The organism is Kribbella sp. NPDC056345, assembly GCF_042262745.1.
Lineage (GTDB): Bacteria > Actinomycetota > Actinomycetes > Propionibacteriales > Kribbellaceae > Kribbella.
Genome location: NZ_JBHJQQ010000006.1, coordinates 219663 through 239239, shown reverse-complemented (window position 1 = coordinate 239239; position 19577 = coordinate 219663). Strand labels below are relative to the sequence as shown.

Below are 19577 nucleotides of genomic sequence, written 5' to 3'. Positions count from 1 at the left end.
TTCTTAATGCGCTCCGCCTATTTGAACCACATGCACGGGTGGGGTCATCACGTCCGCTGGTAGATGCTGTTGGTGCGGGTGAGGAGGCGGGCGTCGACGAGTTCGCGACGGAGGGCGGCGTGGTCGGGATGCCAGTTGTTGAGTAGCTCGTTCACCTCGCGCTCGGGATAAGCGCGTCCCGGCTCGAACGACTTGGCCACATGTTCCAGGACTACCCGCAGCTTCTCCGGGTACGTCGGGAAGTGGGTCAGCCGGCCGTCGCGGATGAACGCTCTCAGTACTGCGTCACGGTCCGGATCAGCATCGAGGGGCGTCCACGAAGGGCGCTGCTCCCGGACAGCTTCCTTGAACGCGGTCTCGTCTGCCTGCAGCGCGGGAGATGCCGTGATCAGGCCGGCCTTGATCAGCTTCTGCAGGGCCTTGCCGACCGTGGCGCCGGGGAGGCCAGTCGATCCGGCTACCTGGTCGGGGGTGGTGGCACCGAGGACGACGGCGGAGTAGGTGCGCAACCGGGACGGTTCGGCGAGCAGACCACAGAGCTGATCGGTGTTCATACCTACCAAGCTAATGTCGGTCGCAACAGAATTTCTGCCTGAGGAGCGACGATGCAGCCGGGTCCGCACAACGCGATCACCGACGTACCCGGGGTCCTGGTCGGTCAGGTCGAGCGCGTCGACGCGCCCTACCTGACCGGTACGACGGTCGTCTACGTACCGGCCACTGCCGTCGCCGGTGTGGATGTGCGCGGCGGTGCCCCCGGCACCCGCGAGACCGACCTGCTCGACCCCGTGAACTCGAACCCAGGTGTGAACGCGGTCGTGCTGACCGGCGGAAGTGCCTACGGCCTCGACGCGGCCGGGGGAGTGATGCGCTGGCTGGAGGAGCGTGGTGAGGGGGTCCGGGTCGGGCCGGGAGAGAAGGACGTCGTCCCGATCGTGTCGTCCGCGGTGATCTTCGATCTCGGTCGCGGCGGTGGTTTCCAGGCTCGTCCGGAGGCATCGTGGGGGACCGACGCCATCTCCCAGGCCTCCGACGGACCGGTTGCCCTAGGCAATCATGGTGCCGGCGCCGGTGCGCGAGCGCGATCGCTGAAGGGCGGCGTCGGTTCCGCGAGCGTCCGGCTGGATGACGGGACCACCGTCGGTGCACTGGTGATCGTGAACGCAGCCGGCTCGACAGTCGATGCCGACGGCGTACTGCACGGCGCCCGCTACGGGCTCGGTGACGAGTTCACCCACCTCAAGACCCCGACCGAGCCACCGCCACCGGTCGCACCTGGTCGCAACCTGATCCCAGGCCCGGCCATGAACACCGTGATCGCCGTCGTCGCGACCGACGTACCCCTGGACAAGGCGGCCACGAAACGGATGGCGATGATCGCGCACGACGGACTGGCCCGGGGCATCGACCCGATCCACACCCTCGTCGACGGCGACAGCATCTTCGCCCTGTCGACGCGCACCGACGACGGCCCCCGCCTGAGCGTCACCGACCCAACCGCCATCGCCCAACTGGAAGCGGTCTACGCGGCAGCGGCCCGCACCCTGACCCGCGCAATCGTGCACGCCATGCTGAACGCCGAGACGGTCGACACTCCCGCCGGCGCGATCCCCAGCTACCGCGACGCCTACCCCTCAGCCTTCCGCAACGCGTAGACACCGGCCGCGCCCGCGTGGAGCAGTCGGCCGACGACCGCGACAGCGGTCTCACGCGGCGTGCCGGACACCGATCGGAAGAAGCTGCAGCGGGCATGTCGAGGTCGGTCGGTCGGCTTCGACCTAGAGGTGACAAACACCTTCTGGAGACGGAGCGATATGACGAAAGTTTTCGCACAAGCGTCGGTTTCGCTGGACGGCTACATCGCCGGGCCGGGCGGCACGGGGTTCGATCGGCTCTTCGCGTGGTGCACCGCAGGTGAGGTGGAGACGCCGTCGCGGCAGCCCGAGCGGCTGACCTACCGGACCAATTCCGCAACCGCGGCGTACCTACGCGAGCTGATCGACGAGACCGGAGCCATCGTCGTTGGCCGGCGGTTGTTCGACGTGACCAACGGGTGGAACGGCTCGCATCCGCTCGGTACCCCGGTGTTCGTGGTGACACATCAGCCGCCCAAGGACTGTGCCGACTCCGACACTCCGTTCTCCTTCGTCACCGAAGGCGTCGCGGTGGCCATCGAACAGGCCAAAGCCGTAGCCGGCGGCAAGAACGTAGGTATCGGCCCCGGCTCAACAGTCGGACAAGCAATCCGCGCCGGGCTCGTCGACGAGCTCCGAGTCGACCTCGTACCGGTGACACTCGGCGGCGGCGTCCGGATGCTCGACGGCCTCGACGACGGACACCACAGCTTCGGTACGCCGCGCGTGATCGAAGGCATCGGCGTCACCCACCTCATCTACCAGCGCCCCTGAAAGGCCCTCGACATGACTGACAACCCCACCCCCGCAGTCCAGCCCGGATCCCTGCTCCTCGAACTGGTCCTCGTACCGGTCACCGACATCGATCGCGCCAAAGCCTTCTACACCGAACAACTCGGCTTCACCGCCGACGTCGACGTCAGCCCTGGCGACGGAGTGCGGGTCGTCCAGCTCACCCCGCCGGGTTCCTACTGCTCGATCACCCTCAGCTCAGGGCTGCCGCAGGCCGACATGCCGCCCGGCTCCCTGCGCGGACTGCATCTCGTCGTGGCCGACATCGAGGCCGCCCGCTCGGAACTCGTCGCACGCGGCGTCGAGGTCGCACCGGTAGAGGACTTAGGCGGCGTCTTCTACGCCTGGTTCGCCGATCCGGACGGCAACACCTGGACCTTGCAGCACATGCCATGGCGATCAGGCACCAGTACGACGCAGTGAAACTCGCACGCGGCGGTCGGGGCGGGCGTGACAGAATCCGGCGCATGCCGGTTCGCTATCCACGCCCGTTACGTCCCGGTGACCGCATAGGCGTCACCTCTCCGTCGAGTGGTGTCGCGAAGGATCTGCGTGCACGCCTCGAGGCAGGCATCCGCACGGTGGAGGCTCGCGGCTACCAGGTCGTCGTCGGTGACTGCATGGACGGCACCGGCCACGTGAGTGCACCGGCCAAGGACCGCGCCGCCGAGCTGATGTCGATGTTGACCGACCCCACCGTCCGCGCGGTCATTCCGCCGTGGGGCGGTGAGACCGCGATCGACCTGCTCCCGCTGCTCGACTGGGACCGGATCCAGGCGGCCGAGCCGACGTGGGTCGTCGGGTTCTCCGACCTGTCCACGATCATCACGCCGCTGACGCTCCGCACGGGCCTGGCGACGATCCACGGCAACAATCTGATGGATACGCCGTACCGGGCCCCTGAAGGTCTCGTGTCGTGGCTCGACATCGTCGCAGCGCCGCCAGGGCACCAGTTCACCCAGACGCCGCCCAACCGGTACCGAGCCACCGGTTGGGACGAGTACCGCACTCAGCCGGACGTAAGCGAGTTCACTCTCGACACACCCGGCCGGTGGACCCGCCTCGACGCCGATGGCGACGTAGAGGTCGAAGGTCGCCTGATCGGCGGCTGTATCGAGACCCTCCACAACCTCGCTGGTACGCCGTACCTCGACGTCTCGAAGCTCGGAGACCTGATCGTGTACGTCGAAGCGGCCGAGGACCAGGCCTTCACCATCTGCCGCAACCTGCACGGGATGCGGCTGGCCGGCTTCTTCGACTCAGCGAACGCCGTCCTGGTCGGCCGGACCAGAGCACCGGACGCGGGCTCGCTCACCCAGCACGAGGCGGTTCTCGACGCTCTCGGGTCCCTGAACGTCCCGATCATCGCCGACGTCGAGTGCGGCCACGTCCCGCCGTACCTGCCGATCGTCAACGGCGCCCACGGCCGCGTCGTACACACCTCGACCCACAGCGAACTGACCCAGACACTGACCTAAACGTACGACTCAAGTACTACGCCGGGTCGCCGAACGGCCACCGGAAGGCGATGCGAAGACCGGTCCTGGGACCGACGAATCCACCAAGGATTCGCGGAAAGCTCGTCATCATGAGCTTCCAGAGTCCCCAACTCGCCCCGCAGGTCGTCCTCAGTGGACACGGCCTGGTCAAGTACTACGGAGATGTCGTCGGCCTGGCCGGCGTCGATGTCGGTGTCCGGTCCGGCGAGGCGCTGGCCGTGATGGGCCCCAGCGGCAACGGCAAGACCACGCTGCTGCATGTGCTGGCCGGCATCCTCACTCCGGACCAGGGGGAGGTGTGGCTGGGCGGTGAGCGTGTCGACCAGCTGAACGACGCCGCCCGGACGGTACTGCGGCGCCGCCGGCTCGGGTTCGTGTTCCAGGACAACCAGTTGCTGGCCGAGCTGCCGGCCGACGAGAACGTCGCGCTGCCGCTGATGGTCGACGGCCTCAGCCGCCGCGACGCGATCGGCCGGGCGCGGAACATGCTGGCCCAGGTCGGCCTGGCCAACGAAGCCGGTCGTCGGCCCGGTGAGCTGTCAGGCGGCCAGGCGCAGCGCGTCGCGATCGCCCGCGCGCTCGTCGGCGAGCCACAGGTGGTGTTCGCCGACGAGCCGACCGGTGCCCTCGACGCGACCACGGGCTCACAGGTCATCGACCTGCTGATCGGTGCGGCCACGCATCGCGGTGCTGCGGTCGTCGTGGTCACCCACGACAACTCCGTCGCCGCCCGCTGCCACCGCATCATGACGATCGTCGACGGCCGCGTGCACGAGTCGCTGGGGGCCACCCGATGAATCCCATGACCGATTTGGGACTGCGCTTCGTACGGCGTCCCGGCCCAGGCGGTCGAGCCGCCAACCTGGCCGCGCTGGGGGCAACCGCGATCGTCGCGCTGCTGGTGACCTTCCTGATCGCGGGCTCGCTCGGGATCTCGCATCGCTCGGACCGGATCGGCTGGCGGGGTGCCGGTCAGGCCGACGCGGCCACCGCGATCGGAGCCACGCACGAGGTGGACGGCAAGAGGCTCGACGGGCAGCCGCTGACACAGGTCGATCTGGCCATCCTGAAGCCGAGCAACCAGCCGCCTCCGCCAGGACTCGACCACACGCCCAAGCCGGGGGAGGTGTTCGTGTCACCGGAGGTGGCCAAGCACTGGGCGAGCCTCAAGGGGGAGTTCGGGCTGGACAAGCCGACCGGCGTGATCAGTGACAAGGGACTGTCCTCACCGGAGGAGCTCGTCCTGATCCACGGCGTCGACAAGATCGACAGCAAGTACCCGAACTACGTCGACAGCTGGCAGACCACCACGATGGACAGCCGCATGTCCGCCCTGCTGATCGCAGTGGCGTTCGGCATCATCCTGGTGCTGTTCCCGATCCTCAGCCTGGTCGGTCAGGCAGCCGGCGTGGCAGCGAAGCGTCGCGAGCACAGACTGGCGGCTCTGCGACTCGCAGGCTCCACCCGGAGCCAGGTGCTCTGGCTGAGCGCTGTCGAACAGGCAGTACTGGGTCTAGCGGGTGCCCTGGTCGGACTGGTCGGGTACGTCGTTCTGACCCCACTGATCGCGCAGATCCCGCTCGGTGGCGGCCGCTGGTACGTTTCCGACATCGCACCGCCCTGGTGGGCCGTGCTGATCGTGCTGGCCGCCGTACCGGTGCTGTCGGTGATCAGCGCGCTGATCGGGCTCGGCCGGGTCAGCATCACCCCGCTGGGCGTCGTACGGGGTCAAACGCGCAAGTCGACCACTGCGCTCAGGTTGTTGCCACTGCTCGTGGGACCGATCGCGCTGGCCAGCCTAGGCATGGGGGCCGCGATCGTGCCGCTGCTGATCGCGATCGGGTTCGCGGCACTCGCCGTACGGATCCTCGGGCCGTTCGCGGTTCAGATCATCGGCAAGATGATGGCCAACCTCGCCAACGGGCCGATCGCGCTGCTGGCCGGGCGCCGGCTCGCGGACGATCCGAAGGCCGCCTTCCGGCCGGTCGCGGCCCTGGTGCTGAGCGGATTCGTCACCGGGTTCATCTCGGTCTTCATGCCGGGCGGCGACGACGACCCGAGCTGGAACGACATGCGGATCGGTGTCGCGTTGCTGATGGGCCTGGTCTTCCTGACCGCAGCCGCCTCCACAGCTGCCGGAGCAGTCGGTACGGCGCTCGACCAGGCCGGACCGGCCAAGGCGCTGCGGCGGTCCGGGGTACCGCTCTCGGTGATCGAACGATCGGCGCGACTCGCCGCTCTGGTCCCGGTGGTCGGAGTCGGCCTGCCGGTGGTCGGGTTCGGTGCCCTGTGTGGACTGGCTTTGAGTGGCGGACAGATCTTCACCGAGGGAAATTCCGGCATCCTGCTGCTGATCGGGCAGGTCGTGGTCGGGCTCGTCCTGGTCGCCGCGGCCGGGATGGCAGGCGCGCCGGTGCTGCGGAAGGCAAGTGCGAACTGATCGCGGTTATCCACAAGGTGAAATCGCACCCGGCGCCGGTCGTGCAAGGATGAGGGTATGCGTGACCTGAATACACCGGAGCTCGTGGACGCCTCACCGGAGCTGCGCGCAGCGATCGACCACTGCGGTTACTACCCCGACGTCGTGACGGACTCGCTCGCGATCGCGATCGCGAGCGAGCCGATCCGGGCCTTCGTGCTGCAGCACGAGCCGACGTTCGACCGCGACGAGGTCCGGCGGCACATCACCATCCTGGCGCTGACCCCGACCCGGCTGATCGTCGGGCACACCGACGAGCACGCGGCCGACGACCTGATCCGGGCGCCGTACGCGTCGACCTCGACCGAGGCCATCCCGCTGTCCCGGGTGAACGCAGTGGTGGTGAACCGGGTGGTTCCCAACCCCGCGGGCTACGCGTCCGGCAAGTCCGACCCGGCCGTGGCCGGTGGCGGCGAGGTCGTGCTGACGATCGGCTGGGGCATGGTGAACCGGATCGACCTCGAGCCCGCCGTCTGCGCCGACCCGAACTGCGAAGCCGACCACGGCTACACCGGCTCGGTCGCTGCCGACGACATCTCGCTGCGGATCAGCGCTGCCGCCGACGGTCCGGCCGGCATCCAGCAGGTGCTGGACTTCGCGCGGGCGCTGTCGTTCGCGACCACGAAGTAGTCGTCCCATGATCGCTTCGGTGAGCCCGCAGTACGGCGGGGGTGCGCTCGCCGACGTACTGCCGTCGGTGGCCGGCGCCTTGTCGGTGCCCGACTTCACGAACACCCTGCGACTGCCACCGGCAGCCCGGTACGCCGTCCTTCTGTTCGACGGGCTCGGGTGGAACAACCTGCAACGCTATGCGGAGTCCGCGCCGTACCTGTCGTCGCTGTTGTCGGCCGGACGCAGTCTGACCGCCGGCGTGCCGTCGACGACCGCGGTCAGCCTGACCAGCCTCGGGACCGGGCTGCCGCCGGGTGCGCACGGCATGATCGGCTACACGTCGATCGTCCCGGAGACGGGTGCGCTGCTGAATGCACTTCAGTGGGATGCGCCGGTCGATCCGTGGAAGTGGCAGCCGCACACCACGGTCTTCGACCGGGTGGCCGCGGCCGGTGTGGTGACGCGGAACGTGAGCAAGGCCCGGTTCGAGAAGTCCGGGCTGACCCGGGCGGCGTTCCGGGGGAGTATCCATCGGGGTGCGGACACGGTCGAGGACCGGCTGGACGCGACCCGGTTCGCGAGTCGTGAGGGCACGTCGTCGTTGACCTATGTCTATGACTCGCAGCTGGATTACACCGGTCACGGGCAGGGCTGCGACTCGTGGCAGTGGCGGAAGGAGCTGGTGGCCGCGGATGCGTTCGCGTTCCAGGTCCGCGCTGCGTTGCCACGCGACGCCGTACTGGTGGTGATTGCCGATCACGGGATGATCGATGTGGCCCCGGAGAACCGGGTTGACCTCGATACCGAGCCTGCGCTCACCGACGGGTTGCGGTTGATCGGTGGCGAGTCGCGCTTCCGGCATCTGTACTGCGTGGATGGCGCGCAGGACGATGTACTGGCGACGTACCGGGAGCGGCTCGGTGACCGGGCGCTGGTGCTCAGCCGGGACGAGGCGATTGGGCGGGGATGGTTCGGAGCTGTCGAGGACCGGGTAGCGCCGCGGCTGGGTGATGTCGTGGTGGCCGCGCTCGGGCCGCTGTCACTGGTGGCGAGCCGCCGGTTCCCGCAAGAGGCTGGGCTGATCGGGCTGCACGGCTCGCTGACGGCCGACGAGATGGAGATTCCGCTTCTCGTCGACCCCGGTCACTAGAAGCTCCAGACGTTCCAGAAGAAGCTCTCGCTCGCGGTCTTCGCCTCGCCGTCGCGGGCAATGACCGTTACCTTGTAGCGGCCGGCGCCCGGAGTCAGTACGCCGGTGATCCAGCCGCGCTGCGGGTCGATCTCCAGGCCGGGCGGCAGACCGGTCGCGGTGTAGCTGATCTCGCCGCTTCCGCCCATGCCCTTGATGAGCAGCGGCAGGGCCGGTGCACCGCCGAAGCCGAGCTGCTCGGCCGGCTTCGTCACCGAGATCGCACCCTTCGGCTGAGCGGCGGCAGCGCCGACGGCCTCGGCCGCGTCGACCAGACCTTCACCGAAGTACGAGTTGTTGGTCGCGGTGCCCTTGCAACCGGCCGAGACACCGGACGGGCAGGCGAGATCGTTGGCCTGCTGCGCGAGCTTGGCGCGCACCTGCTGCGGGGTGAGCTTCGGGTTCGCACTGCGCAGCAACGCGGCGACTCCGGCCACATGCGGGGAGGCCATCGACGTACCGCTCATTGCCGCGTAGCCGCCACCGGGGACGGTCGAGTACACGTTCTCGCCCGGGGCGGCGAGGTTGATCTTGCCCTCGCCGAAGTTCGAGAAGCGCGACTTGGCGCTGCTGGCGTCGACGGAGGAAACCACGACGACGTTCGGCAGCTCGGTCGGCAGACTCAGGCAGTCGTTGGTGACCTGGCGCGGAGCCGGGGTGGTGTCGTTGGGGCTGGAGTCGTCGGTGCCCTTGCTGGACAGGTCGTAGGTCTCGTTGCCGGCGGCGGCGACGTTCACCACGCCCTTGGAGTCGGCGTACGCGACCGAGCGCTTGACCGCCTCCGAGATCGCGTCCTGGTCCTGGTTCGACGGGCACAGGAACATCCACGGGTCGACGTAGTAGCTGTTGTTCGTGACCGAGACACCCTTGTCGGCGGCGAACATGAACGAGCAGACCGTGTTCTCCGGGAAGAACAGGTCGCTGCCGCTCTCGGCGACCCGGATCGACGAGACCTTCACACCGGGTGCCACCCCGATCATGCCGGTCCCGTTCTTGGCGGCGGCGATCGTCCCGGCCACGTGGGTGCCGTGATCGGCGATCGGCCGCCAGGCACCGGGCCGGGTGTCCGCCTTGCCGTAGGCACACGACGCCGACTTGGTGGCGTCGAAGTTCGCCTTCAGATCGGGGTGCTGGTCGTCGACGCCCGTGTCCAGGACCCCGACGGTGATCGTCTTCGCACCGAGGGTCTTGGTCCAGGCCCGGTCCGCGCCGATCTGGGTCATGTCACCGCGGTCGATCTCGGGGGTGGTGGTGGCCGTCTCGGTCTTCGCCGGGGGGACCGGCGGGTTCGCCACATCCGCGGGCAGGTCGCCGGTGCGAGTGGCACCGACCTTCTGAACACCCTCGGTGGTGCGCAACTTCGACGCGAAATCGACGGTGCTCGAGTGCGCGACGATCACCCCGATCGCGTCGTACGCCGCATAGACCGTGCCACCGTTCTGCGTGATCGCGGCGGCGGCCCGGACGGTCTTCGCCGGCTCGGTGATCACGAAGTACGCACGCAGCCCGGCAGTGGACCGCACCGGACCAGCGACGGCCGGCGACGCGACGGAGGCGGTCGTGAGACAGACCGCGACGAACAGCAGCAGGGCTTTGCGCACACCCCATTCAATCCGTCCCGAGGTGCAGAACCAAGCCGGGGTCACCATCTGGGCCGACACACCCCCCGACGTGCGCTCCGCCCTGTTGACTTGGCAGGATGATCGCCCGTGGCTGAGCTGCTCTACTTCACCGGGACCATGGACTGCGGTAAGTCCACGCTGGCGCTGCAGATGGATCACAACCACAAGGCGCGCGGGCGCCGGGGGCGGATCTTCACCAGCCACGACCGGGCCGGTGAGTCGGTGCTGTCGTCCCGGCTCGGCCTGGTCGCCGAAGCGATCGAGGTACGGCCCGAGTTCGACTTCTGGGACCACGTGGTCAACGAGCTCACCCAGGGTGGCCGGGTCGACTACGTGGTCTGCGACGAGGCGCAGTTCTACTCTGCGCTGCAGATCGAGCAGCTCGCCCGGCTGGTCGACGAGCTGCAGATCGACGTCTTCTGCTTCGGGATCCTGACCGACTTCCGGGCAACGCTGTTCCCCGGATCCGCGCGGCTGGTCGAGCTCGCCGACCGGATGGAACTGCTCCAGGTCGAGGCGCTCTGCTGGTGCGGCGAGAGGGCCACCCACAACGCCCGTACGATCGGTGGAGAGATGGTGACCGAGGGCGAGCAGCTGGCAGTGGGGGACATCGAGAGCAACGCGGCCCAGATGGCCTACGAGGTGCTCTGCCGCCGCCACCACCGCCGCCGGCTCACCCAGGCCCGAGCCCGCGCCACCCTGTCACCCGAAGTCCTACCGTTCGGAGGAGCCCACTCGTGACCAGCCCCCTGATCACCGTCGACGAACTGCGCACCCTGAAGCCCGTGCTCATCGACGCCACCTGGAACCTGGCCGGCCCGCCCGGCCGCGAGGCGTACGACGCCGGCCACCTCCCCGGCGCCCACTTCGTCGACCTCGACACCGAGCTCGCCGGCCCACCCGGCCCCGGCCGCCACCCGTTGCCCGACGCAACCACAGTCACCACGCTGGTCCGCCGTACCGGAGCCTCGGCGGACACCCCGGTGGTCGTGTACGACGCAGCGAACTCGCTGGCGGCCGCGCGGGCCTGGTGGATCCTCCGCTACTTCGGCCTCACCGACGTCCGCGTCCTCGACGGCGGACTGGCAGCCTGGCGCGCCGCCGGGGGAGAGGTCACCACCGACGTTCCGGCCGACGCCGACAGCGACTTCACCGCAACCCCCGGCCACCTGCCCCTCGTCGACGCCGAAGGCGCCGCCAAGGTCGCGTCCTCGGGCGTGCTGCTCGACGCCCGCGCCCCCGAACGCTTCGCCGGCGAGGTCGAGCCGATGGACAAGGTCGCCGGCCACATCCCCGGCGCCGTCAACACCCCCATGGCCGACCTCCTGACCCCCGACGGCCACTTCAAGCCCACCGCGGACCTGGCAACCTACTTCGCCAACCACGGAGCCACAGCCGACACCGACCTGGCCACCTACTGCGGCTCCGGAGTAACCGCCACCCACACCGCCCTAGCCCTGCAAGCAACCGGCATCCAGGCCCCCGTCTACATCGGCTCCTGGTCCGACTGGATCACCGACCCCACCCGCCCCATCGCCACCGGCCGCTGAACGAACGGCGTACACAAGAACGGGTAGTACCCCTCGGCCTCCAAGGCGATCCTGAGGCCACGATTCCCCAGATCGACGCGGACCCGGCCTCCGGGCCGACGTCATACCTGAATCCTCGCGGCTTTCGGCCGAGGGCGTCGTCGGTTATCCACAGGCGTACAGATGAACGGGTAATAGTGCCGCCGCCCGGCCGGGTTGCCGCAGGGCTGAGCCTGGAGCAGACCGGCGAGGCCGACTACTACCCGTTGTTCTGTACGTCGCAGGGGTTGACTTCGGTCGGTGGCTCTTGGATTCTGGCGGGCAGAAATCGATTTCCCGTCCGCCCCTTCAAGCTGGGAGTCAGTCGATGGAGCTTTCTCGGAGAACGTTTTTGAGTGCGACGGCAGGGGTTGGTGCCGCGGTTGCGTTGCCCGGTACGGCGTTGGCCGGGGTGCAGGCGGTGACCACCAACAAGGTGAAGGATCTGACCGGGCCCGGGTTGACCGATCGGTTCCGGATGGCGGCTACTGACCTGGGGATTCCGGCGCGGGCGCCGGACGGGCGGATGGTGTTCGTGTTCGGGGACACGTTCGAGGAACCGCGGGTCGGGGGTGGGTGGTGGCGGTCGCCGGTGGCCTTGTGGTCGAACACGACGAACCTGGCCGCGGGAGTGGAGTGGTCGGGCGCGGTGGGTGGTGCGGCGGCTCAGCAGTTGTGGGACTACCCGCATGACAACCCGACGTTCTCGACCGTGCTGCCGTCGGACGTGATCACGATCGGCGGGTCGATGTACCTGCACGTCATGGTGAACAAGGGTCTCGGCAACGTGGTGTGGACCGAGATCTGGCGCAGCGACAACTCGGGGGCGAACTGGTACCACACCGGCGCGAAGTTCGATCCGAACATCGACGGCGGTCTGTTCCAGTGCATCACCTGGGGTGAGGGTAACGACGGCTACGTCTACGTGTATTCGACCGGCTTCCAGCGCAACAAGCCGATCATCCTGAAGCGGGTCCGCAGCAACCAGATCGCGAACCCGGCGGCGTACGAGCCCTGGGGCTTCCGCAACAACGCCTGGGGCTGGGGCAACCCGGCCACCCCGATCCTGAACGGCAGCTTCGGCGAGCTCTGCCTGCGCCCGCTCGGCGGCAAGTGGATCCTGACCTGGTTCAACGCCGGCGACTACCGCATCGACGGCATGATCATGGACACCCCGACCTCGAACCTCTACACGGCCTACCGCCAGACCCTCATTTACGGCGGCGCCTGGGGCCAGGAGAACGACAACCACGTCGCCCAGCTGTACGGCGGCTACATCATCCCCGGCTCGACCTTGAGCGACCTCCACCTCTCGGTCAGCCAATGGAACACCGACGCCGGCTGGCCCTACCGCTCCATGCAGTTCCGGGTCCGAGGCTTCGGCTAAGACCGGCAAACCCCACCCGGCTCCGCGGAGAACCGGCTCTCCCACAGGTGTGGATCGCCGGAGATGCCCTTCCACACCACCCTGCCGGTCCCGAGCGCCGGCTTGGTGCTGGTACCGCCAGCACCACAGACAACCGCCTGGGGCTGCCAGGTGCCCGGCCCGGTGCGGCGGGTGTACCAGAGGTGGTTGTCATCACGGATGCCCCGCCAGACCACGATTCCCTCGTCGATCTCGGGAGCGGTGCTCGTTCCCCCACCGCCACCGACCTCTCGCGGCGTCGACCATTCCCCTGGAACCGAGTGCTGGCTGTAGAACATCTGCGTTGTCCCGAGCTTGCGCCAGACAACGGCCGTCGCTCCGTCGCGTTCCCAGTGCAAATCCCCGACGCTGACGCCATCGGAGGACAGGGTGTCGCGCGTGGGCGGGATCTTGTCCGGCCCTGCCCAGCCGGGCTGTCAGAGGTTCAGGACCAGGGTTTCCGAGGTTCCGTTGATCTCGACGAACTGGAAGCCGACAGAGCGGTAGAGGGTGGCTGCTGGGTTGTTCGGGTCGACGCTCAGCGACAAGCGCCGGTACGACGCCGCTCGCGCGGTGTCGGTCAACGTGGTGAGCAGCGCTCGGGCGATTCCGCGCCGGCGATAAGCGGGAGCGACCCCGAGTGTCAGTTCGGGCACGTCGTCCGCGACGTACCCGTAGCCGCCTGGGACGAGCCGTGCCCATGTCGCCCCGGCCGGTACGCCGTCGAGCTCGGCGACGACGCCGAAGTCACCGGTCTGCGGCCAGCCGTCGAGGTAGCGCCACACCTTGTCGTCGGCGCGCGCTGTCTCGAGGGTGAACCAGTTCTCGCCGGTCCAGTTGCAGGCTTCCAGCATCATCGCGGCCAGAAAGTCGAGGTCGTCGGCGGTCGCCGGTCGGAGCAGCATGCGGCCATCCTCGACGACCGCCGGACCATCAGGCGACCTATTTCGGGCCGGCCAGACCGATCAGGTTGCCTTCGGGGTCGGTGAACTGGGCAACCATGAAGACGCCGGGGGTGCCGTCCGGGCCGAAGGCTCGTTGTCCACCGAGCTCCTCGGCGCGGGCCAGGGCGGCGGCCACGTCGTCGACGCCGACGTAGAACACCACCTTCGGGCTGAGGGACGCGCCACCGGCGACACCGCCGTTCAGGCCGGCGTTGGTGGCGAAGCCGTACTGGCCTGGTTCGGAGACGGCGGGGGAGGAGGCGTCCCCGACGTCGTATGTCCAGCCGAACAGGTCGGAGTAGTAGCTGCGGAGGGCGGCCGGGTCGGTTCCGATGATCTCGAAGTGCACTACGTGGTTCGGCATGTTTCTCCTCGGTCGGGTGCTTGCACGGAGACGTCGGAGGCGGGTTCGCGAGATCGACACCAGCTAGGCATTGAATTAGTAACACGCTTGGTTTAACTTACTCGAAATTCCGGAAACTTGAGGAGTTCCGAATGAAGACAGTGAGCAGGCTGAGCGCCGTACTGGGCGTGTCGGGACTGGCGCTCGGCCTGGTGGCGTGCGCCGACGGCTCGACGGCCACGGACAGCGCCGGGGCGATCGACGAGAACGCGCCGGTCACGATCACGATCGGGGACCGCCCCACCCCGGACAAGCCGAACGACATCAAGGCGTTCGAGCAGAAGATCAAGGACTTCACGGCCAAGCACCCGAACATCACCGTGAAGTCCACCGAGACCGCCTGGCAGGCGCAGACGTTCCAGGCCCAGGTAGCAGGCGGGACGCTGCCGACGGTGATGAGCATCAGCTTCACAGAGCCGGCCAACATGATCCCGAACAAGCAGCTGCCGGACATCACCGACGAGCTGAAGCTGGTCGACCTGACCAAGGACCTGAACCCGAACGTGCTGAAGATCGTCCAGGACGACCAGGGGCGGATCTACGGCGTACCGATCGATGTCTTCTCGGTCGGGCTGGCCTACAACCGGGCCCTGTTCACCCAGGCCGGGCTCGACCCCGACAAGCCGCCGACGACCTGGGACGAGGTCCGCCAGTACGCCAAGCAGATCGCGGACAGGACCGGTAAGGCCGGTTACGCGCAGCTGACCACCAACAACACCGGTGGCTGGATGCTGACCACGATGACCTACAGCATGGGTGGCACGGTCCAGAGCCAGGACGGCAAGAAGAGCACGTTCAACGACGCGCCGACCAAGAAGGGGCTGCAGCTCCTCAAGGACATGCGCTGGACCGACAACTCGATGGGCAGCCGCTTCCTCTACAACCAGGAGGAGGTCCGCCAGGACTTCGCGGCCGGCAAGATCGGTATGGTCATGCAGGCGCCGGACGCCTACGACATGAGCGTCAAGAACTTCGGCATGAAGCCCGCCGACTACGGGCACGCCGCGCTGCCGCAGGACGGCGGTCCGCACGGGACGCTGACCGGTGGTTCGCTGAAGATGATCAGCCCGAAGGCGACCAAGAACGAGATCGTCGCCGCGCTGAAGTGGATCAAGTTCGAGCAGTTCGACAAGTACACGTCCGAGGCCGTCGCGGTCGCCGACGCCAAGACCACGATCGCCGACAAGGGCTTCGTCGGCCGGCCCGGCATCAGCCCGCTGAGCCAGGCGACGTACGACCAGTACAACAAGTGGCGCGAGCCGTACGTGAACGTGCCGGTGAAGCAGTTCCAGGGCTACATCGACTCGACCACGTCGCTGAAGCTGCTGCCCGAGCCGGGGAACAAGGGCCAGGAGGTCTACTCGCTGCTCGACCCGGTCGTCCAGCAGGTGCTCACGAAGAAGGACGCGGATATCGACAAGCTGCTGAGCGAGACCGCCTCGAAGATCGACGCACGCCTCGCGCGGTAACCCCATGTTCCAGAAGACTAACCAGACCCGCAGCGGTACCAGGTCGCTCCTGACCTGGTACCGCTCCGGCGGGCTCAGCGCCGTGATCTTCGCCGTACCGCTGGTGCTGACCTTCCTGTACTTCTCCTGGGGCCCGATCCTGCGCGGCCTGGTCCTCAGCTTCCAGAAGAACAACCTGGTCACCGCCCCGGAGTGGGTCGGGATGGCGAACTTCAGCTACGTGCTGACCGACCCGCAACTCCCACAGGCCGCGCTCAACACCCTGTACTTCGCCGCCCTGGCCCTCGTGTTCGGATTCCCGGTGCCGTTGTTCCTGGCCGTGTTCGTCAGCGAACTGCGGACCACCGGCTGGCTCTACAACGTGCTGTCCTACCTGCCGGCCGTCGTACCGCCGGTGGCCGCGATCCTGCTCTGGACGTTCTTCTACGACCCGAGCGCGTCCGGCGTGTTCAACTCGATCCTCGGCTGGTTCGGGATCGGCCCGTTCGCCTGGCTGAACTCGCAGAGCCTGGCGATGCCGGCGATCGTGCTCGAGGCGACCTGGGCCGGCGCGGGCGCCACCTCGATCATCTACCTGGCCGCGCTGACCGGCGTACGGACGGAGTTGTACGAGGCGGCCGAGCTCGACGGGGCCGGGATCTGGAGCCGGATCTGGCACGTCACGCTGCCGCAGATCCGCGGAATCATCTTCATCATGATGCTGCTGCAGCTGATCGGGACGTTCCAGGTCTTCACCGAACCGTTCCTGTTCACCGGCGGCGGCCCGAACAACGCCACCACCACGATCCTGCTGCTGATCTACCGCTACGCGTTCGTCAACGGCGACTTCGGCGCCGCGACCGCGCTCAGCGTCCTGCTCGCCGGGGTGCTCTGTCTGCTGTCGGTCGTCTACCACTTTGTCACCCGCCGCTGGAGCACGACATGACCCATGAGCGCGGAATCATCTCGACCCAGGACCGGCGCCGTACGACGGTCCGCTACGGCCTGCCCGCGATCCAGGTGCTGATCTTCATCGCCGTACTGATCGCCGGTGTCGGACCGCTGCTCTGGCTGCTCAAGTCCGGCGTCTCCACCAGCCAGGACATCCTGAGCGGCCCGATGCAGCTGTGGCCGTCGGGCATCCAGCTGAAGAACATCCCCGACGCGTGGAACCGCGTCCAGATCGGCGCGTACCTCGGCAACACGGCGTTCATCGCGATCGGCTCGATGATCTCGACCCTGTTCGTCTGTACGACGGGAGCCTTCGTTCTGAGCGTGCTCCGGCCGAAATGGGGACCGATCGTCACCGGCGCCGTGCTCGCGACGCTCTTCCTGCCCGGTGTCATCTCACTCGTCCCGCTCTACATGACGATCCTGAAGATGCCGGTGCTCGGGATCAGTCTGCAGAACACGTTCTGGGCGGTCTGGCTGCCGTCGGCGGCCGGTGCGTTCAACGTGCTGGTGATGAAGCGGTACTTCGACTCGATCCCGCGGGAGCTGATCGAGGCCGCCCGGATCGACGGCGCGAGCAACCTGCGGATGTTCACCGCGCTGATCCTTCCGCTGTCCAAGCCGATCGTCGGCGTGGTCGCGCTGCTGACCGTGATCGGTTCCTGGAAGGACTACCTCTGGCCGCTGCTCGTACTGCCGGATCCGAAGCTGCAGCCGATCTCGGTCGCCCTGCCGCGGGTGGCCAAGACCACTGAGATCTCTCTGCAGATGAGCGCGTTGTTCCTGGCGGTGCTGATCCCTGTCGTGCTGTTCTTGGTCTTCCAGAAACAGTTCCTGAGAGGTGTTGGCATGTCCGGAGGCATCAAGGAATGACATCTGCTCTCAACGGCCGACGGGTGCTGGTCACCGGGGCCAGCGGCCGGATCGGCCTGGTCACCGTGCAACGGCTCAACGAGCTCGGCGCGCTGGTGACGACTTTGTCGGCTGCCGAGCATCCCGATCTGAAGGCGGACCGGGTGCTCGTCGGTGACACGCGGTCGGAGGCCGATGTGGCTGATGCGCTCGACGGTGCCGAGTTCGTGGTGCACCTCGCAGCGTTGGCTCATCCGTCCGCCGGTACGCCGTACGACGTGTACTCGATCAATGTCGTGTCGACGTTCAACGTGCTGGCGCAGGCCGGCGCCCTCGGGATCAAGCGGGCGGTGATGGCGAGCAGCATCAACGCGACCGGGCTGATCTTCAACGAGCACGACGTGCACCCGGCCTACTACCCGCTGGACGAACGGATCCCGGCCGACATCGCCGATCCGTACTCGCTGTCGAAGCAGAACGACGAGAACACCGCCCGGATGGCCTGGCGGCGGTGGGGGATCGACGTGGTCGCGCTGCGGTTCCCGCACACGAACTCGGCCGAGATCCTGCAGGCGCAGGCCGACGGGATGCGCGACGACCCGGCCGGCGGGTTGCGTGAGGCGTGGAGCTACCTCGACAACCGGGACGCGGCGTACGCGATCGAGCTCGGACTCACCAGGCCGCTGGAAGGCGCGCACACCTTCTTCGTCGCGGCCGGTACGACGAACGCGCCGTACCCGACCGAATCCCTGCTGGACGCGTTGGCGCCGGAGGTTCCCCGGTTGCGGCGGTTCATCGGCCGCGAGGTACCGATCGACCTGACCGCGGTACGTACGGTGCTGGGCTTCCAGGCACAGCACGAACTCGACCTTCCGACTCTGGAGCTCTGAATGCCCTCGAACTTCGACCAGCCGTGGCCGGTCCGCGACGACGTGCGGATCCGGGAGGTGAAGGCGATCGTCACCGCGCCGCAAGGCATCCCGCTGGTGGTGGTGAAGATCGACACCACCGAGCCCGGGTTGTACGGCCTCGGCTGCGCGACGTTCACACAGCGCTGGAAGGCGGTGCAGACGTTCGTCGACGAGCACCTGGCCCGGCTGCTGATCGGGCGCTACCCCGGGGACATCGGCGACCTGACCCGGCTGGCCGGATTCAGCGGCTACTGGCGTGGCGGACCGGTGACCAACAACGCGATCTCCGGGATCGACCAGGCCCTGTGGGACATCGCCGGCAAGCGGGCCGGGATGCCGGTGTACGAACTGCTCGGTGGCAAGGTCCGTGCGGCCGCCGACACGTATCTGCATGCCAGCGGGCGGACGATCGAGGAGGCGCTCGACCACGCGCAGAAGCTGGTATCGCAGGGGTTGCGGCACATCCGCCTGCAGATCTCGACACCTGGCGGTGGCGGGTACGGCGCTCCCGCCGTACCGACGCTCTACCCGGACGCGCCGTACCGCAACGGCTGGTCTGCACGCGACTACCTGCGGGCGACGCCGGAGCTGTTCGCGGAGGCGCGGCATGTGCTGCCGGACAACATCGAGCTGCTGCACGACGTCCATTCGCGACTGACGCCGAAGGAAGCTGTGCTGCTGGCGCGGTCGCTGGAGGAGTACGGGCTGTTCTTCCTCGAGGACGTGCTGCCGCCGGAGCATTGGGACCGGCTGCCTGAGGTGCGGGCAGCCTCGCCGGTGCCGCTGGCTGTGGGTGAGCTGACGACCTCGATGGGCGATGCCGTCCGGCTCGTCCGGGATGGTGGCGTCGACTTCATCCGCTCGCACGTCTCCGACATCGGCGGGCTCACACCGGCACGCAAACTCGCCGACCTCGCCGAGCTGTGCGGCGTACGAACCGCTTGGCACGGACCCGGCGACACCTCACCGATCGGTGCCGCGGCGAATGTCGCGCTCGACGTGAGTTCTGTTGCCTTCGGCATCCAAGAAGGTCATCTGTACGACGACGCCGTGCACGAGGTGTTCCCGGGAACGCTCCGGATCGAGGACGGCTGGCTGACGCCGAACGACACACCGGGCTGGGGAATCGATCTCGATCTCGAGGCCGCGGCCCGTTATCCGGCGGAGTTGTCCGGACACGACGAGTGGGCGGCGGGAGTACGACGCATCGACGGTGCGCTCGAAGCACCGTGAGCACGGTGTTCTCGCAGTACGATCACGGCTGACAG

21 protein-coding genes are annotated in these 19577 nt (G+C 67.8%); 16 read left to right on the top strand and 5 right to left on the bottom strand.

Annotation, left to right across the window (positions count from 1 at the left end; genetic code table 11):
- Nucleotides 1-47 precede the first annotated feature (47 nt).
- Nucleotides 48-554, bottom strand: coding sequence for a DUF2087 domain-containing protein (locus ACFCV3_RS22955; protein WP_376032897.1), 507 nt, complete (start codon nt 552-554; stop codon nt 48-50).
- A 51-nt stretch (nt 555-605) separates the two neighbouring features.
- On the opposite strand from ACFCV3_RS22955, the gene ACFCV3_RS22950 reads away from it, so the two are divergent.
- The 8 genes from ACFCV3_RS22950 (at nt 606) to ACFCV3_RS22915 (ending at nt 8166) form a co-directional block, all read left to right on the top strand.
- Complete coding sequence (locus tag ACFCV3_RS22950; RefSeq protein WP_376032895.1) at nt 606-1655, top strand: P1 family peptidase; 1050 nt, start codon at nt 606-608, stop codon at nt 1653-1655.
- 159 nt (nt 1656-1814) lie between these two features.
- The gene (locus ACFCV3_RS22945; protein ID WP_376032893.1) at nt 1815-2408 is read left to right on the top strand and encodes a dihydrofolate reductase family protein; all 594 of its coding nucleotides are present in this window, start codon (nt 1815-1817) and stop codon (nt 2406-2408) included.
- Between the two features lie 12 nt (nt 2409-2420).
- Entirely contained in the window at nt 2421-2849 is a 429-nt protein-coding gene (locus tag ACFCV3_RS22940; protein ID WP_376032891.1) for a VOC family protein, read from the top strand.
- Between the two features lie 44 nt (nt 2850-2893).
- Nucleotides 2894-3904: a S66 peptidase family protein gene (locus ACFCV3_RS22935; RefSeq protein ID WP_376032889.1), complete on the top strand. Its 1011-nt coding sequence runs from the start codon at nt 2894-2896 to the stop codon at nt 3902-3904.
- A 110-nt stretch (nt 3905-4014) separates the two neighbouring features.
- A complete protein-coding gene (locus tag ACFCV3_RS22930; RefSeq protein WP_376032887.1) occupies nt 4015-4722 on the top strand; it encodes an ABC transporter ATP-binding protein in 708 nt (235 codons plus the stop codon).
- A 5-nt stretch (nt 4723-4727) separates the two neighbouring features.
- Nucleotides 4728-6365 (top strand): FtsX-like permease family protein, encoded by a 1638-nt coding sequence (locus ACFCV3_RS22925; RefSeq protein WP_376032885.1) that lies wholly within the window; start codon nt 4728-4730, stop codon nt 6363-6365.
- A 57-nt stretch (nt 6366-6422) separates the two neighbouring features.
- Nucleotides 6423-7034: a DUF5998 family protein gene (locus tag ACFCV3_RS22920; protein WP_132403650.1), complete on the top strand. Its 612-nt coding sequence runs from the start codon at nt 6423-6425 to the stop codon at nt 7032-7034.
- A 7-nt stretch (nt 7035-7041) separates the two neighbouring features.
- Complete coding sequence (locus ACFCV3_RS22915) at nt 7042-8166, top strand: alkaline phosphatase family protein (protein WP_376032883.1); 1125 nt, start codon at nt 7042-7044, stop codon at nt 8164-8166.
- Here ACFCV3_RS22915 and ACFCV3_RS22910 read toward each other — a convergent pair.
- Complete coding sequence (locus ACFCV3_RS22910; protein WP_376032881.1) at nt 8163-9806, bottom strand: S8 family serine peptidase; 1644 nt, start codon at nt 9804-9806, stop codon at nt 8163-8165. The genes ACFCV3_RS22915 and ACFCV3_RS22910 overlap by 4 nt on opposite strands.
- Nucleotides 9807-9914: 108 nt before the next feature.
- On the opposite strand from ACFCV3_RS22910, the gene ACFCV3_RS22905 reads away from it, so the two are divergent.
- The 3 genes from ACFCV3_RS22905 to ACFCV3_RS22895 all read left to right on the top strand — a co-directional run bounded on the left by ACFCV3_RS22905 (nt 9915) and on the right by ACFCV3_RS22895 (nt 12782).
- Complete coding sequence (locus tag ACFCV3_RS22905) at nt 9915-10568, top strand: thymidine kinase (RefSeq protein ID WP_132403659.1); 654 nt, start codon at nt 9915-9917, stop codon at nt 10566-10568.
- Nucleotides 10565-11377, top strand: a complete 813-nt coding sequence (locus tag ACFCV3_RS22900; RefSeq protein WP_376032878.1) for a sulfurtransferase — start codon at nt 10565-10567, stop codon at nt 11375-11377. The genes ACFCV3_RS22905 and ACFCV3_RS22900 overlap by 4 nt, the downstream gene beginning before the upstream one ends.
- A gap of 346 nt (nt 11378-11723) precedes the next feature.
- On the top strand, nt 11724-12782 hold the full coding sequence (locus tag ACFCV3_RS22895) for a DUF4185 domain-containing protein (protein ID WP_376032876.1): 1059 nt from the start codon (nt 11724-11726) through the stop codon (nt 12780-12782).
- Here ACFCV3_RS22895 and ACFCV3_RS22890 read toward each other — a convergent pair.
- The 3 genes from ACFCV3_RS22890 to ACFCV3_RS22880 all read right to left on the bottom strand — a co-directional run bounded on the left by ACFCV3_RS22890 (nt 12779) and on the right by ACFCV3_RS22880 (nt 14108).
- The gene (locus ACFCV3_RS22890) at nt 12779-13159 is read right to left on the bottom strand and encodes a hypothetical protein (RefSeq protein WP_376032874.1); all 381 of its coding nucleotides are present in this window, start codon (nt 13157-13159) and stop codon (nt 12779-12781) included. The genes ACFCV3_RS22895 and ACFCV3_RS22890 overlap by 4 nt on opposite strands.
- Nucleotides 13160-13237: 78 nt before the next feature.
- Nucleotides 13238-13705: a GNAT family N-acetyltransferase gene (locus ACFCV3_RS22885; RefSeq protein WP_376032872.1), complete on the bottom strand. Its 468-nt coding sequence runs from the start codon at nt 13703-13705 to the stop codon at nt 13238-13240.
- Between the two features lie 37 nt (nt 13706-13742).
- Entirely contained in the window at nt 13743-14108 is a 366-nt protein-coding gene (locus ACFCV3_RS22880; RefSeq protein ID WP_376032870.1) for a VOC family protein, read from the bottom strand.
- Between the two features lie 131 nt (nt 14109-14239).
- Here ACFCV3_RS22880 and ACFCV3_RS22875 point away from each other — a divergent pair, with 131 nt between their 5' ends.
- From ACFCV3_RS22875 to ACFCV3_RS22855, 5 genes are read left to right on the top strand one after another with little or no spacing between them, the layout of a single operon-like run.
- On the top strand, nt 14240-15616 hold the full coding sequence (locus ACFCV3_RS22875) for an ABC transporter substrate-binding protein (protein ID WP_376032868.1): 1377 nt from the start codon (nt 14240-14242) through the stop codon (nt 15614-15616).
- Nucleotides 15617-15620: 4 nt separating this feature from the next.
- Complete coding sequence (locus ACFCV3_RS22870; RefSeq protein ID WP_376032866.1) at nt 15621-16541, top strand: carbohydrate ABC transporter permease; 921 nt, start codon at nt 15621-15623, stop codon at nt 16539-16541.
- Nucleotides 16538-17419 carry a carbohydrate ABC transporter permease gene (locus tag ACFCV3_RS22865; RefSeq protein ID WP_376032864.1) on the top strand — a complete coding sequence of 294 codons (882 nt, stop codon included), beginning with the start codon at nt 16538-16540 and terminating at the stop codon, nt 17417-17419. Before ACFCV3_RS22870 ends, ACFCV3_RS22865 begins: the two co-directional genes overlap by 4 nt.
- On the top strand, nt 17416-18288 hold the full coding sequence (locus ACFCV3_RS22860; protein WP_376032862.1) for an NAD-dependent epimerase/dehydratase family protein: 873 nt from the start codon (nt 17416-17418) through the stop codon (nt 18286-18288). The genes ACFCV3_RS22865 and ACFCV3_RS22860 overlap by 4 nt, the downstream gene beginning before the upstream one ends.
- Nucleotides 18289-19542, top strand: a complete 1254-nt coding sequence (locus ACFCV3_RS22855; RefSeq protein WP_376032860.1) for an enolase C-terminal domain-like protein — start codon at nt 18289-18291, stop codon at nt 19540-19542. It begins immediately after the preceding gene.
- The last annotated feature ends 35 nt before the right edge of the window (nt 19543-19577 follow it).

Bases quoted from the DNA above. Each gene is read 5' to 3' on its own strand.
- ACFCV3_RS22870 (WP_376032866.1), top strand. From the start codon at position 15,621: ATGTTCCAGAAGACTAACCAGACCCGCAGCGGTACCAGGTCGCTCCTG.
- ACFCV3_RS22950 (WP_376032895.1), top strand. From the start codon at position 606: ATGCAGCCGGGTCCGCACAACGCGATCACCGACGTACCCGGGGTCCTG.
- ACFCV3_RS22945 (WP_376032893.1), top strand. From the start codon at position 1,815: ATGACGAAAGTTTTCGCACAAGCGTCGGTTTCGCTGGACGGCTACATC.
- ACFCV3_RS22940 (WP_376032891.1), top strand. From the start codon at position 2,421: ATGACTGACAACCCCACCCCCGCAGTCCAGCCCGGATCCCTGCTCCTC.
- ACFCV3_RS22865 (WP_376032864.1), top strand. From the start codon at position 16,538: ATGACCCATGAGCGCGGAATCATCTCGACCCAGGACCGGCGCCGTACG.
- ACFCV3_RS22925 (WP_376032885.1), top strand. From the start codon at position 4,728: ATGACCGATTTGGGACTGCGCTTCGTACGGCGTCCCGGCCCAGGCGGT.
- ACFCV3_RS22885 (WP_376032872.1), bottom strand. From the start codon at position 13,705: ATGCTGCTCCGACCGGCGACCGCCGACGACCTCGACTTTCTGGCCGCG.
- ACFCV3_RS22920 (WP_132403650.1), top strand. From the start codon at position 6,423: ATGCGTGACCTGAATACACCGGAGCTCGTGGACGCCTCACCGGAGCTG.
- ACFCV3_RS22855 (WP_376032860.1), top strand. From the start codon at position 18,289: ATGCCCTCGAACTTCGACCAGCCGTGGCCGGTCCGCGACGACGTGCGG.
- ACFCV3_RS22955 (WP_376032897.1), bottom strand. From the start codon at position 554: ATGAACACCGATCAGCTCTGTGGTCTGCTCGCCGAACCGTCCCGGTTG.
- ACFCV3_RS22930 (WP_376032887.1), top strand. From the start codon at position 4,015: ATGAGCTTCCAGAGTCCCCAACTCGCCCCGCAGGTCGTCCTCAGTGGA.
- ACFCV3_RS22875 (WP_376032868.1), top strand. From the start codon at position 14,240: ATGAAGACAGTGAGCAGGCTGAGCGCCGTACTGGGCGTGTCGGGACTG.
- ACFCV3_RS22915 (WP_376032883.1), top strand. From the start codon at position 7,042: ATGATCGCTTCGGTGAGCCCGCAGTACGGCGGGGGTGCGCTCGCCGAC.
- ACFCV3_RS22860 (WP_376032862.1), top strand. From the start codon at position 17,416: ATGACATCTGCTCTCAACGGCCGACGGGTGCTGGTCACCGGGGCCAGC.
- ACFCV3_RS22935 (WP_376032889.1), top strand. From the start codon at position 2,894: ATGCCGGTTCGCTATCCACGCCCGTTACGTCCCGGTGACCGCATAGGC.
- ACFCV3_RS22895 (WP_376032876.1), top strand. From the start codon at position 11,724: ATGGAGCTTTCTCGGAGAACGTTTTTGAGTGCGACGGCAGGGGTTGGT.
- ACFCV3_RS22880 (WP_376032870.1), bottom strand. From the start codon at position 14,108: ATGCCGAACCACGTAGTGCACTTCGAGATCATCGGAACCGACCCGGCC.